16 protein-coding genes and 3 tRNA genes are annotated in these 14,391 nt (G+C 67.1%); 7 read left to right on the top strand and 12 right to left on the bottom strand.

Annotated elements, in window-relative coordinates; all coding sequences use genetic code 11:
• Nucleotides 1-85 precede the first annotated feature (85 nt).
• The 3 genes from ACIBCN_RS13455 (at nt 86) to ACIBCN_RS13465 (ending at nt 2,682) form a co-directional block, all read left to right on the top strand.
• Nucleotides 86-1,219, top strand: a complete 1,134-nt coding sequence (locus ACIBCN_RS13455) for a DNA cytosine methyltransferase (RefSeq protein WP_396991905.1) — start codon at nt 86-88, stop codon at nt 1,217-1,219.
• Nucleotides 1,216-1,704 (top strand): very short patch repair endonuclease, encoded by a 489-nt coding sequence (locus tag ACIBCN_RS13460; protein ID WP_396991768.1) that lies wholly within the window; start codon nt 1,216-1,218, stop codon nt 1,702-1,704. The genes ACIBCN_RS13455 and ACIBCN_RS13460 overlap by 4 nt, the downstream gene beginning before the upstream one ends.
• A 276-nt stretch (nt 1,705-1,980) precedes the next feature.
• Entirely contained in the window at nt 1,981-2,682 is a 702-nt protein-coding gene (locus tag ACIBCN_RS13465) for a DUF998 domain-containing protein (protein WP_396991769.1), read from the top strand.
• Here ACIBCN_RS13465 and ACIBCN_RS13470 read toward each other — a convergent pair whose 3' ends face one another.
• Nucleotides 2,683-4,257 carry an esterase-like activity of phytase family protein gene (locus ACIBCN_RS13470; protein WP_396991770.1) on the bottom strand — a complete coding sequence of 525 codons (1,575 nt, stop codon included), beginning with the start codon at nt 4,255-4,257 and terminating at the stop codon, nt 2,683-2,685.
• 224 nt (nt 4,258-4,481) lie between these two features.
• Between ACIBCN_RS13470 and ACIBCN_RS13475 the strand changes: the two genes are divergently transcribed.
• On the top strand, nt 4,482-5,210 hold the full coding sequence (locus ACIBCN_RS13475) for a maleylpyruvate isomerase family mycothiol-dependent enzyme (protein ID WP_396991771.1): 729 nt from the start codon (nt 4,482-4,484) through the stop codon (nt 5,208-5,210).
• An 84-nt stretch (nt 5,211-5,294) separates the two neighbouring features.
• Here the strand turns inward: ACIBCN_RS13475 and ACIBCN_RS13480 are convergent, their stop codons facing one another.
• Entirely contained in the window at nt 5,295-5,627 is a 333-nt protein-coding gene (locus ACIBCN_RS13480; RefSeq protein WP_396991772.1) for a cupin domain-containing protein, read from the bottom strand.
• A gap of 70 nt (nt 5,628-5,697) precedes the next feature.
• Here ACIBCN_RS13480 and ACIBCN_RS13485 point away from each other — a divergent pair, with 70 nt between their 5' ends.
• The gene (locus ACIBCN_RS13485) at nt 5,698-6,648 is read left to right on the top strand and encodes a helix-turn-helix domain-containing protein (protein WP_396991773.1); all 951 of its coding nucleotides are present in this window, start codon (nt 5,698-5,700) and stop codon (nt 6,646-6,648) included.
• An 85-nt stretch (nt 6,649-6,733) separates the two neighbouring features.
• On the opposite strand, the gene ACIBCN_RS13490 is transcribed toward ACIBCN_RS13485, so the two are convergent.
• The 3 genes from ACIBCN_RS13490 to ACIBCN_RS13500 form a co-directional block, all read right to left on the bottom strand.
• Nucleotides 6,734-6,806, bottom strand: a tRNA-Arg gene (locus ACIBCN_RS13490).
• A gap of 36 nt (nt 6,807-6,842) precedes the next feature.
• Nucleotides 6,843-6,932: transfer RNA gene (locus tag ACIBCN_RS13495), tRNA-Ser, on the bottom strand.
• Between the two features lie 92 nt (nt 6,933-7,024).
• Nucleotides 7,025-7,750, bottom strand: coding sequence for a dienelactone hydrolase family protein (locus tag ACIBCN_RS13500; RefSeq protein WP_396991774.1), 726 nt, complete (start codon nt 7,748-7,750; stop codon nt 7,025-7,027).
• A 117-nt stretch (nt 7,751-7,867) separates the two neighbouring features.
• On the opposite strand from ACIBCN_RS13500, the gene hisC reads away from it, so the two are divergent.
• Nucleotides 7,868-8,947 carry a histidinol-phosphate transaminase gene (gene hisC / locus ACIBCN_RS13505; protein ID WP_396991775.1) on the top strand — a complete coding sequence of 360 codons (1,080 nt, stop codon included), beginning with the start codon at nt 7,868-7,870 and terminating at the stop codon, nt 8,945-8,947.
• 3 nt (nt 8,948-8,950) lie between these two features.
• Here the strand turns inward: hisC and ACIBCN_RS13510 are convergent, their stop codons facing one another.
• The gene (locus ACIBCN_RS13510; protein WP_396991776.1) at nt 8,951-10,021 is read right to left on the bottom strand and encodes an alpha/beta hydrolase; all 1,071 of its coding nucleotides are present in this window, start codon (nt 10,019-10,021) and stop codon (nt 8,951-8,953) included.
• Nucleotides 10,022-10,818: 797 nt separating this feature from the next.
• On the opposite strand from ACIBCN_RS13510, the gene ACIBCN_RS13515 reads away from it, so the two are divergent.
• Complete coding sequence (locus ACIBCN_RS13515) at nt 10,819-11,904, top strand: nitric oxide synthase oxygenase (RefSeq protein WP_396991906.1); 1,086 nt, start codon at nt 10,819-10,821, stop codon at nt 11,902-11,904.
• A 6-nt stretch (nt 11,905-11,910) separates the two neighbouring features.
• Here the strand turns inward: ACIBCN_RS13515 and ACIBCN_RS13520 are convergent, their stop codons facing one another.
• From ACIBCN_RS13520 to ACIBCN_RS13545, 6 genes are all read right to left on the bottom strand, one after another.
• The gene (locus ACIBCN_RS13520) at nt 11,911-12,168 is read right to left on the bottom strand and encodes a DUF4235 domain-containing protein (RefSeq protein WP_396991777.1); all 258 of its coding nucleotides are present in this window, start codon (nt 12,166-12,168) and stop codon (nt 11,911-11,913) included.
• Nucleotides 12,165-12,761, bottom strand: a complete 597-nt coding sequence (locus ACIBCN_RS13525) for a DUF3618 domain-containing protein (protein WP_396991778.1) — start codon at nt 12,759-12,761, stop codon at nt 12,165-12,167. The genes ACIBCN_RS13520 and ACIBCN_RS13525 overlap by 4 nt, the downstream gene beginning before the upstream one ends.
• A complete protein-coding gene (locus ACIBCN_RS13530; RefSeq protein ID WP_396991779.1) occupies nt 12,758-13,171 on the bottom strand; it encodes a phage holin family protein in 414 nt (137 codons plus the stop codon). Before ACIBCN_RS13530 ends, ACIBCN_RS13525 begins: the two co-directional genes overlap by 4 nt.
• 155 nt (nt 13,172-13,326) lie before the next feature.
• Nucleotides 13,327-13,548, bottom strand: coding sequence for a hypothetical protein (locus tag ACIBCN_RS13535; protein ID WP_396991780.1), 222 nt, complete (start codon nt 13,546-13,548; stop codon nt 13,327-13,329).
• A 183-nt stretch (nt 13,549-13,731) separates the two neighbouring features.
• Nucleotides 13,732-14,163 carry a hypothetical protein gene (locus ACIBCN_RS13540; RefSeq protein ID WP_396991781.1) on the bottom strand — a complete coding sequence of 144 codons (432 nt, stop codon included), beginning with the start codon at nt 14,161-14,163 and terminating at the stop codon, nt 13,732-13,734.
• Between the two features lie 128 nt (nt 14,164-14,291).
• Nucleotides 14,292-14,376: transfer RNA gene (locus ACIBCN_RS13545), tRNA-Ser, on the bottom strand.
• Nucleotides 14,377-14,391 lie beyond the last annotated feature (15 nt).

Below are 14,391 nucleotides of genomic sequence, written 5' to 3' on the forward strand. Positions count from 1 at the left end.
AGTAACCTCACCCCGGGCACGGGGCGACGTCGGCGGCGTCTCGACCGAGAACGCGAGGAAGGGACGGTCGGTGACGGGCGCGCGGATGGTCGGGCTGTTCGCCGGAATCGGCGGGCTCGAGCTCGGCCTCGGCCACAACGGCTGGCAGACCGAGCTGCTGTGCGAGATCGACGCGGGCGCGCAGGGTGTGCTCGGCGCCCGTTTTCCTGATGTACCACTGCATTCCGACATCACCAGTCTGCGCGCGCTACCGGCGGGCACCGAGTTGGTCGCGGCCGGATTTCCCTGCCAGGACCTGTCCCAGGCCGGGCGCACCGCAGGCATCACCGGAAAGCGGTCGGGCCTGGTCGACGAGGTTTTCCGGCTGGTGCGGCGCAAGCGCGGGCCGCGCTGGCTGCTGATCGAGAACGTGCCGTTCATGCTGCAGCTCGGTCGCGGCGCCGCGATGCGGCACATCACCACGGCCCTGGAGGAGCTCGGCTACACCTGGGCTTACCGGGTGGTGGACGCGCGCGCGTTCGGGCTGCCACAGCGCCGTCAGCGGGTGCTGATGCTGGCCTCCAGGACCGAGGACCCGCGCGGGGTGCTGTTCGGTGACGACGCGGGCCCGCGGATCGTCGGAGACGCCGAGCGCGACCCGTGCGGTTTCTACTGGACCGAGGGCGTGCGCGGGCTCGGCTGGGCCGTGAACGCGGTGCCGACGGTGAAGGGCGGGTCCGCGCTGGGCATCGCCAGTCCGCCCGCGGTGCGGCTGCCGTCCGGGGAGATCGTCACGCCCGGCCTCGTCGACGTGGAACGGCTGCAGGGCTTCGCCCCGGATTGGACCGCGCCCGCGGGTACGGTGCCGGGCATCCGGCAGGGGCATCGGTGGAAGCTGGTCGGCAACGCGGTGAGTGTGCGGATGGCCGACTGGGTCGGGTCCCGGCTGGCCGCGCCGCTCGACCCGATCCCCGGTGACCAACCATTACCGCCGGGAACACCGTGGCCGGTGGCGGCTTGGGGGCACGCGGGGACGGCCTACCGTGTTCCGGTGTCGACCTGGCCGGTGCACGAGCCGTACGAGGATCTGCGGAATTTCCTCACCGATTCGCGGCTGCTTTCGGCGCGGGCGACCGCGGGATTCTTGCGGCGGACCGGCATGGGAAGCCTGCGGTTTCCGCCGGGCTTTCTCGACGATGTGGAGAGCCATCTGCATCGGATGGGCGGCTGGGCGGCATGAGCGAACGGCCGGGTCCGTCTGGCGACGCGCCCGACGACGCACCAAGATTTCCCAGCGATAGCCGACGCCCGACCACCGACGCGGCGACGAGCGCGCGGATGGCGCGACAGCGGCGGAGTGGGACCAAGCCGGAACTGGCGCTGCGCCGGGAACTGCATCGGCGCGGGCTGCGGTATTTCGTCGATCGAGCGCCGATCCGCGGGCAGCGGCGGCGCGCCGATCTGGTGTTCCCTCGGCTACAAGTGGCGGTCTACGTCGATGGCTGTTTCTGGCATCGCTGCCCGCGGCACGCGACCGATCCGCGCAACAACGCGGAGTGGTGGGCCGCCAAGCTGGCCGGAAACGTGGCGCGGGACCGCGCGACCGATGCGGCGCTGACCGACGCGGGCTGGCGGGTGATCCGGGTATGGGAGCACGAAGACGCCGTTGCCGCGGCCGATCGCGTACAGGCCGCGCTCAGGACGGGTGCTAGCGGCGGGACTTGACCCGGACCAATGTCCGTGGCGCGTGGGCCGCGAGGTAGCTCGATGCCACCATCACCGCCATCACGGCTACTCCGGCGGCGGCTGTTGCGTAGCCGATCATGGGGACCTCCTTGGGAACGCTTCCCTGACAGCCTGTCGGTTCAACCTGACAGGAGCCTGTGCGCCGGTTGGCAATGACGTGTGTTTGGTCCCATCGAGTGGGTGATCCCATGACTCCACGCGCCCGCTGACCTACGGTTTGATCATCGGTCCAGTGGCAGGTAGGAGAATGGATCCGTGACAGATAGCCGAAAGATCGCCGAACGGCGCGTGCGGGTGGCGTCCCTGGTGATCGCGGCGGCAATCCTGATCGCGGGAGTCTGCTACTCGTCCTGGGTGCTCGAGTTCGTGCTGAAGATCGACGTCGACCCGGTCAACTCGTTCCTCAGCGAGCTGGACGCCGAAGGCAAGCCGTACCGTGCGGTGTTCGCGACCGCGGACAAGATCGTCGGGGTACTGCTGATCCCCGCCGCGATCGGCGGACTGCTGCTGTTCCCCCGCCGCCGGTTCACCACGATCGGCTGGGTCGCGCTGTTCTGCTTCGGCGCGGCGACGATCGCCGACGTGTTGCTGCCCTTGAAGGACTGCACCGCTGGCGACAATGCGTGCGGCGGCGGCAGCGAGCTTTTCCCGCAACTGCACCAGCCGCACGCACTGTCGAGCACCATCGCGGTCACCTCGATCGCCGTCGCCACCTTCGCGTTCAGCCTGGCCGCGTTCCGCTATCACCGCTGGCGGATCCTGCGCGAGGCCGGGCTGGTCGTGCTGGTGGTCGGGTCGGCGGCGACCGTGTGGATGCTGGTCGCCGACAACCTGCCAGGCAACTACGCGCTCGGCATCGCCCAGCGGATCCAGGTCGGTTCGATGTCGCTGTGGCTGATCACGTTGGCCGCGGCGGTGATCCTGGAAGGCCGGGAATGGATCGACCCGGGCGACTAGCTATTTCACGTTCAACTTGATGTTGTGGTCGTCGGTCTTCGCGGGCAGCTTGGTGGTGTCGACGAAGAGGATCTCGCCGGTGTCCTGCACGCCGTTGGGCAGTGTCTTGGGCTTCAGCTCGAACGGCGGTCGCTCGCCTTTACTACCGGCGAGGCCGAAGTCGCTGTCGTTCGAGATGTAGAGCGTCTTGCCGCCGTCCAAAGTCGCGACACCCTCGATCTTGTCGTGGCCGAAGAACTTACCGTCGGCGTCGAGGTTCTTGACGAGGCCAGCGAAGTCGAGGTTCTTCGGCTTGGCCGCCGGTGTGATGCCCGCCTTGGTCAGCGCGGCGACGCCATCGGTGGTCGAGGCCGTGCCGACCACTGTCTCCAGCGGCTTGCCGTCGATCTGGAGGCCGCCGTGCTCCGGATCGTAGTGCGCGCCAGGCACCTTCGAGTCGGGGCCGACGTCGGTGGCGTTGGCGATGTCGACGGTCCACAGCTTCTTGTCCGCCTTGGGCGCCAGGTTTCCGTCGCGTTCGTCGATCAGGAAGGTGGTCGCGCTCAGCGCGGTGATCTCCGAGTCGGCGACCTTGTTGCTCTTCGGGTTCTCCAACGGAACCACGAATTCCTTCTGCGCCTTCGTCTTCAGGTCCACCGTGACGATGCGGGTCAGCGGCACATCCTTGGCGGATCCGTTGAGGCCTGGCGTGTTCAGCGCGCTCTGCACCACGCCGACGAGGGTGCCGCCGTCCGGCGTAACGGTCAGGCCCTCCATGCCCTGGTTGGGGGTGCGCAGCGAAAGCTCCTTGGGCAGGCCGGATCCCGGAGCCAGACGCTCGATTTCGCCACCCTTGGCGTCGAAATGCACCAGGAACGGGCCGTATTCGTCGGACACCCAGAAGGTGCCGTCGGGCAGTGCGACCAGGCCTTCCGGATCGAGGCCGTGATCGGTGGGCGGCAACACGTTTCCGGCGAGGTCTTTGATGGTTTCGCCGGTATTCGCGGAAACGTCGACCTGACCGTTGAACGGGACACCTGCCGCGCTGTGCAGATCGAGGCTGGACTGCAGCACCGCGCGGGTGCCGATCAGCTTGAACCGGCCGATCTTAGGCACGAAACTCGGTGTCGGCGACAGCTTCTCGTTCTTGCCAGGGCCGTCCACGTTCGGGCCGCGGTCGGTCAGCCCGTAGAACTCGTCCTTGCTGCCCGGCACCGGCGTCCAGGCCGAGCCGAAACCGCTGCCCTGCACCGTTGTTCCGCCGAACTCGCCGATCGGCGGAATGGCGGTGGTGTAGAGGCGCACCGCGTCGGTGGTGGTCACCTTGAAGCTGTCGGATCCCATATAACCGGCGTCGGGGGTGTAGACGAGCGCGCCGTCGGTGCGACGGCTCAGCTTGCCGTGCTCCGGATCGGCGATGTGGACGGCGGCGCTGCCACCCGTCTTGGCGAGCAGGTCATCCAGCGAGATCACCAGCGGCTGGTCCATCGTCGCGGTGAAGTCCGCGGCCGAGTCCGACGAGGAGCAGCTTGCGGCCAATACACCGGCACAGAGGACGGCGACGGCGGTGACGCGAGGACGAGAATGAGCTTTCACTGGGACTGCCTACCGTGCCGATCCGACTGCTGGCCGACGCGCAGATGACAATTCGGTGCCGATCCTTGGCGGGTCCGGTGAGCGGCACCACTGCCTCGGTCACCGGCGGCAGCGAACAGACCAGGGAAAGCCGACGCCGTTGGCGGCGAGCAGCCGCGCGGCCAGGTCCTGCTGATCATAACGAAGTTCGGCGGGGTGTGGCCGGTGTCGCTAGGGTCGCAGCTGTGACAAGTGCTGCTCCGGATCCCGTCTCACTCGACACCCTCGCCGACGCGACCGATCACCTCCTCGACACCATGCGCAAGCTGGGCGACAGCGAGGTGGCCGAACCGTCGCTGTTGCCGGGCTGGAGCCGGGGGCATGTGCTCGCGCATCTCGCTCGCAATGCCGACAGCCTGCTGAATCTGCTGCTGTGGGCGCACACCCGGGTGGAAATCCCGCAGTACGCGAGCATGTACCTGCGCGACTTCGACATCGAAGCCGGTGCCCCTCGGCCCGCCGCGGAGCAACTCGTGGACAACGAGGCCGCCACGAAACGCTGGCTGGCGCTGGCGAATTCGCTGACCGAGGACACCTGGCACGCGGAAGTTCGCACCCGCCAGGGGCGTCCGATCCCGGCAAGCGAAGTGCGGTGGATGCGGTTGCAGGAGGTGGAGATTCACCACGTGGACCTGAACGCCGGATACACCCCGGCCGATTGGCCCGCGCCGTTCGTCGCCCGCATCCTCGGCCAGGCGACCGTCGATATGAACCGAATCACCTCCGCCGCAACGGAACCCGTTCCAGGCTTCGCACTCCGCGCCACCGACACCGACTTCACCGGCATCGTCGGCGCCGACTCCCCTGCCAACACCATCTCCGGCCCGGCCGCCGCCCTCGCCGCCTGGCTACTCGGCCGTTCCGACGGAGCCGACCTGATCGGCGACCTGCCCGCCCTCCCCGCCTGGAAGTAATGGGCGGAGAACGTATCCGGCGAAACGCCGCGCTCAGCGAAATTCGAGAGGTTTCCCTCTCGGCGAGCCCCGTGGCGGTAGCGCTCAGCCCTCGGGATAGAAGACGAACAGTGTGCACCCGGCCTTTGTCTGCGGGATGTGCGAGGAACCGGCGGGGGCATGGATGAAGGAGCCCGCCGGATAGTCCCTTACGCCGTCGTTGAACACCCCCGCGACCACGAAGACCTCCTCTGGCCCCGGTTCGTGTACATCGATTCCCTGCCAACAGGTATCCGGGTCCATTTCGAGGACATACGCCTTCGCGCCATTGCCCCCGAGCCATAACGAGCGGGAGCGGATACCGGGGAAGAGCTCGCGAACCGGGGCGTCCTGCGCGGCCGACCATTCATAGCCGACCATGTTCAAGTCTGTGGTCATGCAGCCAGCCTCCCCGAGTACGGTGCCCCGGCCGAGTGTCAGAGATGACATCTCGGGGTACTTTTCTGCCATGCATCGAGTTGTCGCGCTTGTCCATCCGCCGCAGTCGACCTTCGAACTCAGTTGCGCGGCAGAGGTGTTCGGCATCGAGCGAGGCGGACTTCCGACGCGCTATTCATTCGGCGTGTGCACCGAGCACCCCGGGCCCGTCGAGACGTACGCCGGATACGCCATGTTCGTAACCGACGGACTCGACGCGCTCGACCGGGCGGACACCGTGATCATCCCCGGGTGGTTGCCCACCGAGGAGGCACCCGCACCGGCCGTCATCCAGTCCCTGCGCCGCGCGCACGCCCGCGGCGCGCGGCTGGTCAGCATCTGCTCCGGGGTCTTCGCGCTGGCGCACACCGGCCTGTTGGACGGGCGCCGGGTGACCACGCACTGGGCCAGCGCAGACGAACTGGCCGAACGCTTCCCCGCCGTGTCCGTCGACCGGGATGTGCTCTACGTCGATCACGGCGACCTGGCCACCAGTGCCGGCGCGGGCGCGGGCATCGACCTGTGCCTGCACCTGGTCCGCACCGATCATGGGGCCCGGTACGCCGCGCAGGTCGCGCGGAGCATGGTCATGCCGCCGCATCGCGAGGGCGGCCAGTTGCAGTACGCGGCACCGCCACATCCCGTTCAGATCGATGGCTCGCTGGCGCCGCTGCTGGAGTGGGTGACCGCACGGCTCGGCGAACCGCTCACCGTCGAGGATCTGGCCGCGCAGGCCGCCGTCTCGGCCCGTACACTCGCCCGCCGGTTCACCGACCAACTCGGCATCGGCCCCGGCCAATGGTTACTTGCCCAGCGAATCGCCGTGGCCCGGGAACTACTGGAAACCTCGGACCTACCCGTGGATGCCGTCGCCCGCCGCGTCGGCCTCTCCTCCGCCACCAACCTCCGCAGACGCTTCCTCAGCGCCCTCGGCACCACACCAGGCGCCTACCGGAGAGCCTTCAGGACCGCCCCGCGATAACCCAATCCCCTAGAGCACCACGGTTTTCAAGACGCCCGCGAAATGATGAAAGCCTCGGCAGTTAACTGCCGAGGCTTTCATCTTGTGCGGCTGAAGGGATTCGAACCCCCAACCTTCTGATCCGTAGTCAGATGCTCTATCCGTTGAGCTACAGCCGCATAGTAATTCAGTTGTGTTACCGGTTGCCCGGGTTGTGGCGGAGGCGAGAGGATTTGAACCTCCGGTCCCGGTGAAGGGACAACTCATTAGCAGTGAGTCCCATTCGGCCGCTCTGGCACGCCTCCTGGAGCCTTCTCTTTCGAGGGCACCGGTCCTTTCGAACCGCCGAGCATGAAGATTACAGTAGCCGTTGTCCAGATCGCAAAACGGCTGGTTATCAGCGTAAGTTGCTGTCGAACCAGTCGAAAATCCGGGTCTGTGAGTCGACCAGACCGTAGTCGTCCTCGGTGGCCTGATGGTCGGCTCGGTGGCGCAGGCCTGGGTAGCTGACGACCAGGCTTGCCACGGCGGCGCGGCCGGTCGCGTCGCGCAGTCGCTCGACCTCGACCGGCGGGGTGGCCGGGTCGTCGCTGCCGAACAGGCCGAGCCAGGGAGCCTGCAGGTGTGGGGCCACCCGGACGAGGGCGTCGGCCTGGTCGGTGAGCGGCTCGATGATGCCGGGCGCCGCGACGCTGACCGCCGCGCCGACCGGACGGTTGGTGGCGACCAGGAACGCGGCGGTGCCAGCGGAGTCGAAGCCGAGCACCCCGATGGTGTCGGGGAACACACCCTGCCGGGTCAGCCAGTCGAAGCAGGCATCGAAGTCGTCGAAGAGTTCGTCGCCGAACACCTCCACGACCGACTCGCGACTCGTCCGATGGAACAGGTTGGGCGCGACCACCGTCCAGCCCTCCGAGGCCAGCGCGCTCATCAGGGCCAGCAGCGCACCGGTGAACTCGCGGGATTCGTGCAGCATCACGATCCCGCCGCGGGCATTGCCCTCGGGTTCGACCACGATGATGGGCACCTGGGTATCGGCGGCCCGGGGTATCGAATCGGTCGCGGGTTCGGGCGACGGGTCGTCGCGGCGCAGGGGGGCTAGGTCGTTGTAGGTGCCCGACATGAATCCAGCGTAGGGCGACTTGCTGATCTTCGGTAGAAATTGCTGTTGAGGGCGTATCGGCCACAGAATTTCCGGTACGCACGCAAGGCTTTGCGGCACGCCACCTATGGTTGGTATGTGACAGCGTCTACCCGGCCGGACCTCGATTCGATTCCGGCGTACGTCCCAGGCCGCGACCATCCCGGCGCGGTCAAGCTCGCCAGCAACGAGACGACCTTCGGCCCGCTACCCGCGGCCGCCAAGGCGATCGCCGAGGCGGCTGAGCTGGCCAACCGGTATCCGGACAACCAGGCGCTCGAATTGCGCGCCGCGCTGGCCGATTTCCTAGGTGTCACGCAGGCGAATGTCGCGGTGGGCTGCGGCAGTGTCGCGCTGTGCCAGGAACTGGTGCAGATCACCTGTGACGCGCCGACCGACGAGGTGCTGTTCGCCTGGCGCTCGTTCGAGGCCTATCCGATCGTCACCAAGGTGGGCAACGCGACCGCCGTTCAGGTGCCGCTCGCCCCGGGCTACCGGCACGACCTGGACGCGATGGCCGCGGCGGTCACCGATCGGACCAAGCTGATCTTCGTCTGCAACCCGAACAACCCGACCGGCACCGCGGTCGGCACGGCCGAACTGACCCGCTTCCTCGACGCGGTGCCCGAGCGGGTGCTCGTGGTGCTGGACGAGGCGTACTTCGAGTACATGCGGCTGGCCGAGGAGGACTTCCCGAACGGCATCGAGCTCGGCCGCACCCGACCCAATGTCGTTGTGCTGCGCACCTTCTCGAAGGCATACGGGCTGGCCGGGCTGCGCGCCGGATACGCGGTGGGCGATCCGGCGGTGATCACGGCGCTGATGAAGGTGCACATCCCGTTCAGCGTCAACCGGATCGCGCAGGCCGCGGCGATCGCCTCGCTGGACGCGCGGCACGAATTGCTGGATCGCACCCACTCGCTCGTGGTCGAACGCGATCGCGTGCGCGACGCCCTGCTCGCGGCGGGCTATGTAGTTCCGCCGAGTGAGACCAACTTCGTCTGGCTGCCGTTGGGCGAGCGCAGCGCCGAGTTCGGCGAAGCGAGTGCCGAGGCCGGCGTGCTCGTTCGCCCCTACGGCACCGACGGGGTGCGCATCACCACTGGCGATCCGCACGAGAACGACCTGTTCCTGAGCTTCGCCACCGATCCGGCGGTGCTCGAACGCTTCCTGGGCTAGCCCTCAGACGCCGAGGGCACCCGCGACGACCGGCCACGACTGGACCAACTCGTCGGCCCAATAGGGCCACGAGTGGGTTCCGGTCGCCCGGAAGTCCGCGGTCACCGGGACGCCGAGGGCGCGAAGCCGATCGGTGAGCCTGCGGGTGCAGGCATTGGTCGCGGCCTCCAGCGGGCCGCCGAAGCTGATGGCGGTGGCCACGTCGACGTCGGGCTCCCCCGGCACGTCGTGGATGCCGGGCACCCCGCTGCCGACGGACATGTAGATCGTCTTGCCGCGCAACGCTTCCGCGTGCAGCGTGACGTCGTGGTCGAGCCAGGCCGGATCGTCCTGCGCGCCGAACATGTTGTCCGGCTCGCCCTGGTAGGTGGCGATCACGGCCCTGGCTTGCGCCTGGCCGAGGTCGGTGCCCATGGAGAAGCAGCCGCTGTGCGCCGCGATCGCGGTGTAGAGCTGCGGGTGCCGGACGGACAGCATCATCGCGGCCTCGGCGCCCATGGAGACACCCATTACGGCGTTGCGTCCGTTGCCCTTGAACCTCGCGTCGATCAGCGGCGGCAGCTCGCGGGCCAGGAAGGTGTCCCACATGTTGGTGCCGAGCACCGGATCCGGCTTCTTCCAATCGGTGTAGAAGCTGGCCGGGCCGCCGACGGTGAGCACCACGTTGACGTCTTTGTCCTCGAAGAAGCGGTCGGCGTGGCCGAGGTCGGTCCAGTTGTTACTGGTCGGGTTGGCGCTGCGACCGTCGAGCATGTAGACGGTCGGCCGCGGTCTGGACGTGTCCCGTGGCAGCAGCACCTGCACCTCGACGGTGCGGCTCATGGCGGGTGATTCGACGAAGACCCGCAGCCACCGATCGTTGATCGGTTCGATGCGGTCGATCACCGGTTTGGCCGGTCGGTCCGTGGTCGGCTCGGCCGGGGCTGGGCCGTCCGCGGAGCCGGAGCTTGGTTTGGAGGGATCAGTGGGGGCTGCGGACAACTGGGGAGCGCCGAACGCCACAGCACCGGAAACCAGTGCCGCGCTGACCAAGACGCTGGAAACCCAGCGCCGCACCCTGCGCCGAGACAGCATGCGACCATCCTGCCAGAAATGCGCAGATCAATCGCCCGGCCATAGCGGGTCGCCATAATATGTGACCAGGGCCACGTTTGAGCTTCGGCGGGGCCCAAATTCGGCACTGCCAGCACCGTTGGGTTGCCGCGAGCGAGCACGCTGCGAGGGCGATCCCAACTGGTGGGCATCGCGGGCTCGTCATCGGTGTAGCCGAGATCACCCGTTCCATCAGCCGACCGATTCGTCCGAACATCAATCCGGGCATTTCCGCGTCAGGCGCCGTTGGCCAAGCACGGCGACTGCCAGCTCACGCACAGCAAACTCTGCCTATCGGAACGCCGCGAGGCGTCAATGGGGCTCGACGACACCCGATTTCGATCCGCCGACTTGGGCCGACACAGCAAATCCAGCGAATCTGGGCACACTGCCAGCACACTCGCCGTACGCTACTCTCCGGGTCTCCTCCGGGCATGAACAAGGACGAGCATGATCGCAGATCCACACCATCGGCACCGAGGTCACTTCACTGCGCGTAGCCACGGCAAGCGGGCAGGCCGTTCGGTACGGAGTCGCGAAATACCCGATGGCAGCGCACTCCCCTTGGAGCCGAAGCTATTTCGCGGCATCACTGTTATCCCCCGCCGCCGCGGGCCGCCGACGAGTGCCGGTGTCGGCCGCGCGCCTACGCGAATTCTCCCGCTCGAACTTGTCTGTTTCACCGCAGTACCGATGCCCGACCGGAGAAAACCGTGAATCCTGTGTTACCTGTAACACCGCTCGAAACTTCCCCTGACACAAAGCCTTTCAGCACCGACCTGAAACGGCGGCTCCGTGAGTGCGACGAATTCTTCCGCACGCCGGAATTGGCACACCTCTCGCCGCAACGCCGCCGTAGCGCACTGGAGCAACTCGAACAAACCGGCGGCTACCTGCAGACCGCCGAAGAGATCCTGATCGGGGCCAAGCTCGCCTGGCGCAACCACGCCCGCTGCGTCGGCCGAAAACATTGGCGCTCCTTGAAATTGCTCGACGCGCGGCACGTGCGGTCCGCGCGTCAGCTGGCCGAGGTCTGCTGGCAGCACCTGCAGCTGGCCACCAATGGCGGTGCCATCCAATCGATGATCACGGTCGGGCCGTCGAGACAGCCCGACGGGCGCGAATTCCGGATCGTCAGCCCGCAGCTCATCCGGTACGCGGGCTACCGCAACGGCGACGGCACGGTCACCGGTGACGCGGCCAATGTGGTGCTCACCGAATTCGCGACGAAGCTCGGATGGCGCGGTGCCAGAACACCATTCGATATGCTGCCGCTACTGATCAGCACACCGGACGAGCCGATCCGCTGGTTCGACGTTCCGCCGGAGCTGGCCAGGGAGGTGGAGCTGGAGCATCCGGAATTCGAGTGGTTCGCCGGACTCGGCCTGCGCTGGCACGCGCTGCCCGCGGTCTCCAACATGAATCTCGAAGTCGGCGGCGTCACTTACCCGTTCGCGCCGTTCAACGGCTGGTACATGGGCGCGGAGATCGGCGCGCGCAATCTCAGCGACACCAATCGCTACAACATGCTGCCGCTGATCGCCGAAATGATGTGCCTGGACACTCGATCCGAGCGCAACCTGTGGCGCGATTCGGCCCTGGTCGAGCTCAATCGCGCGGTGCTGCACAGCTTTCGCAAGGCGGGGGTGTACATCGTCGACCACCACACGGTGGCCAAGCAGTTCTGCGATCACGTGAAACGAGAAGAGGACGCCGGTCGCACCTGCCCCACCGACTGGAGCTGGATCAACCCGCCGATCTCCTCGGGGCTGACGCCGACCTTCCATCGGTACTACGACCCGCCGGATCTCGATATCCGGCCCAACTTCGTCCGCCGGGATTTCAGCGGGGACTCGGACCAATGAACCCCACTATTCGGGCCAGGTACCGGTCAGGGACTGGTAGCCGGTCGCACCAGCGCGGTCTATCGCGGCTTTGACCAAGCCGAAGATGGCGCCTTGGAGAGCCGCGGCGATCAGGACCTCACCCCAGGTGTAGTTCTTGGCGGTGGCGGCCGGGGCGTGGTCCTCCCCACTGATCGTGCGCCACACGCGGATGAACGCGGCATTGGCCGCAAGGCCACCGACGACGCTGACCAGCAGGCCGAGCGGCTTGTACAGCGTTTTCACGACTGCCGCCGACGCAGTATCCACCAGACGATGAGTGCGGCGAGCACCGCCGCACCGGCAACCGCGGCCGGCTGTTTACGAGCCACGTCAGCGGCCTGCCTGCCGCGTTCGGCCACCGGCTCGGGTGTTGCTGCCTCGGCTTTGTCGGCCAGTTCGCGGGCAACCTGCTTGGCCTCCGCCGCCTTGCGGTTCGTGGTGTCCTTCGCCTCCGCGGCCAGGTGAGTCACGGATTCCTTTGACTGGCCGGCCTTCTCGGTTGCGGCCTGCTTGGTCGCGGCAGCCTTCTTACCGACGGCAGCCTTGGTCTCGGCCGTCTTCCGGCTCGCGGCCGCCTTGGCTCGAGCGGTCTTCTCGGCGGCGGCTTCGACTGTCTCCGTGGCCTTTTCCCGCGCGGCGTTGGTGGCATCCTGCAGTTTGTCCTCGGCCCGGCCCTTGACGTCCAGCTTGTCGGTCAACTCCGAAACCGTTTGCCCGAGCTGCTCCCTGGTCGCATCACGATCCGTGCGCAACGCCTCCTCGTCGATCGGCCCGCTCACGATCGGCTTGTCGGCAGCTGTTGCTTTGTCGGCAGCGTGGCGTGCCTCGTCGCTCATCGGTGTCTCCCGTCCTTGATGGTTTCGATGTCGCGTTTGACGCCCGCAGCCGCCTCCTGCGGCACCGGCGGAACGGCCTCCTGGACGTCTTTCTTTCCCAGGAAGGCCAGCGCGGCACCGATGACAAGCAGCACCCCACCTACGATCAGCGCCGCGGCCCAGGCAGCTAGCGGTATCGCCAGCGCGAATATCGCCGCGGCGATCAAGGCCGCGCCGCCGTAGAACGCCAGCAGCGCCCCGGCCCCGGCAAGCCCGGCTCCGCGCCCGATCAGCTTGCCCTTTTTCTGTACTTCGAGCCTGGCAAGCTGAAGCTCGTCGCGAATCAGCCTGCTGATCTGCTCGGTAGCGTCGTTGACCAATTCGCCGACCGACCGTGTCTCCGCCGGTGGCCCGCTTCGCGCTTCCGTCATGTGGCACCTCCCAGTCGACGGCCGGTTACCCGGCGGCGCGGGAGACAAACACGCTGGGACACATCCCCTGGAATAGCAACGGGCGGGGAGACACATCCCCCTACCCGTCACCCCGAACCTGGTGTCGTCAACCACTAACGAATTGACCGAATGGTCTAGATAGGCTGCCAGTGGAAGCCTTGGGCTTCGCTGTAGTCGCACACATATTCTTGACCGCTGTATCCGGGCCCGTCCCATGCGTGCCAGCCCAAACCGGCTTCAACACATGCCATCTCGGTGGGATATGCGGTGGCGTTCGGCGCCGCGAGCGCCAGCGAACCGGCGATGGCCGCCGCCGCGACAATGACGAACGGCATTTTCTTACGAAGCATGTTCATGGATCCTCCCCAGAATGTGGTTGTATCCCCCTGCCATCGACTGTATCCACGAGAAATTGAAATCGCCAGCAGCACTGCCCTTTTCGGCAGTGCACTGCCATCTTTTGGCAGTAGTCGAGCGCCGACGAGCGGCGCGAGGATCGGCGGTGGGCACCGCGCGGCCCGCGCCACTCGTCACGGCGGTCAGCCCCCGAAGCTGCCGGTCGGCGGCTTGGCGGCAGGGGTGACGACGATGTCGACCGGAGCACCCAACTCGTATCCGCCCGCAGGGGTGGTGTCGGCACACCCGCCCCGCGCGGTGATGGTGGACCCCGGCTCGAGGCCGGTCAACGAGGTCTTGATCGTCTGGCCGGGCTGGGCCAGTGACTCCAGCTTGCCCTCGCCGAAGAAGACGTGGTTCTTCTCGGGGCCGACGCCCGCTTCGGCCCAGCACTGGCCGCGATCGTTCGTGTTGTGCAGTGTCGCCGTGACCGTTCCCGGCGCGGTGACTTCGAAGGTGACCTCGGGAGCCTTGAACGGTGCCGCCGCGAAAGCCGGTGCGGCGGTGAAGGGCGCGAATGTCACGGCCGCGACGGACGCGGCGAGCAGGATGGATCCATGGATTCGTCTGTTCATCACACGACCGGATCCTGCCCGGTAATGGCTTCGAGCACAACGGGTTCCATCGCCACAAAGCCATTCAACGAGCAACCGCAGGACCGGGTTCGGTTCGCAAAAACCGGCCCGACCTGCGGTCTACCAAGCGGAGACGGAGGGATTTGAACCCCCGGTCGATCTCTCGACGCTCGCTTTCAAGGCGAGTGCATTCGGCCGCTCTGCCACGTCTCCTCAGTCCACGATGGT

The organism is Nocardia sp. NPDC051052 (assembly GCF_044456045.1).
Lineage (GTDB): Bacteria > Actinomycetota > Actinomycetes > Mycobacteriales > Mycobacteriaceae > Nocardia.

Excerpts from the sequence above, each read along its gene's own strand:
- ACIBCN_RS13455 (WP_396991905.1), top strand. The coding sequence starts at position 86 with ATGGTCGGGCTGTTCGCCGGAATCGGCGGGCTCGAGCTCGGCCTCGGC.
- ACIBCN_RS13460 (WP_396991768.1), top strand. The coding sequence starts at position 1,216 with ATGAGCGAACGGCCGGGTCCGTCTGGCGACGCGCCCGACGACGCACCA.
- ACIBCN_RS13480 (WP_396991772.1), bottom strand. The coding sequence starts at position 5,627 with ATGACCACAGACTTGAACATGGTCGGCTATGAATGGTCGGCCGCGCAG.
- ACIBCN_RS13485 (WP_396991773.1), top strand. The coding sequence starts at position 5,698 with ATGCATCGAGTTGTCGCGCTTGTCCATCCGCCGCAGTCGACCTTCGAA.
- ACIBCN_RS13500 (WP_396991774.1), bottom strand. The coding sequence starts at position 7,750 with ATGTCGGGCACCTACAACGACCTAGCCCCCCTGCGCCGCGACGACCCG.
- ACIBCN_RS13510 (WP_396991776.1), bottom strand. The coding sequence starts at position 10,021 with ATGCTGTCTCGGCGCAGGGTGCGGCGCTGGGTTTCCAGCGTCTTGGTC.
- ACIBCN_RS13525 (WP_396991778.1), bottom strand. The coding sequence starts at position 12,761 with ATGAGCGACGAGGCACGCCACGCTGCCGACAAAGCAACAGCTGCCGAC.
- ACIBCN_RS13530 (WP_396991779.1), bottom strand. The coding sequence starts at position 13,171 with ATGACGGAAGCGCGAAGCGGGCCACCGGCGGAGACACGGTCGGTCGGC.
- ACIBCN_RS13535 (WP_396991780.1), bottom strand. The coding sequence starts at position 13,548 with ATGAACATGCTTCGTAAGAAAATGCCGTTCGTCATTGTCGCGGCGGCG.
- ACIBCN_RS13540 (WP_396991781.1), bottom strand. The coding sequence starts at position 14,163 with ATGAACAGACGAATCCATGGATCCATCCTGCTCGCCGCGTCCGTCGCG.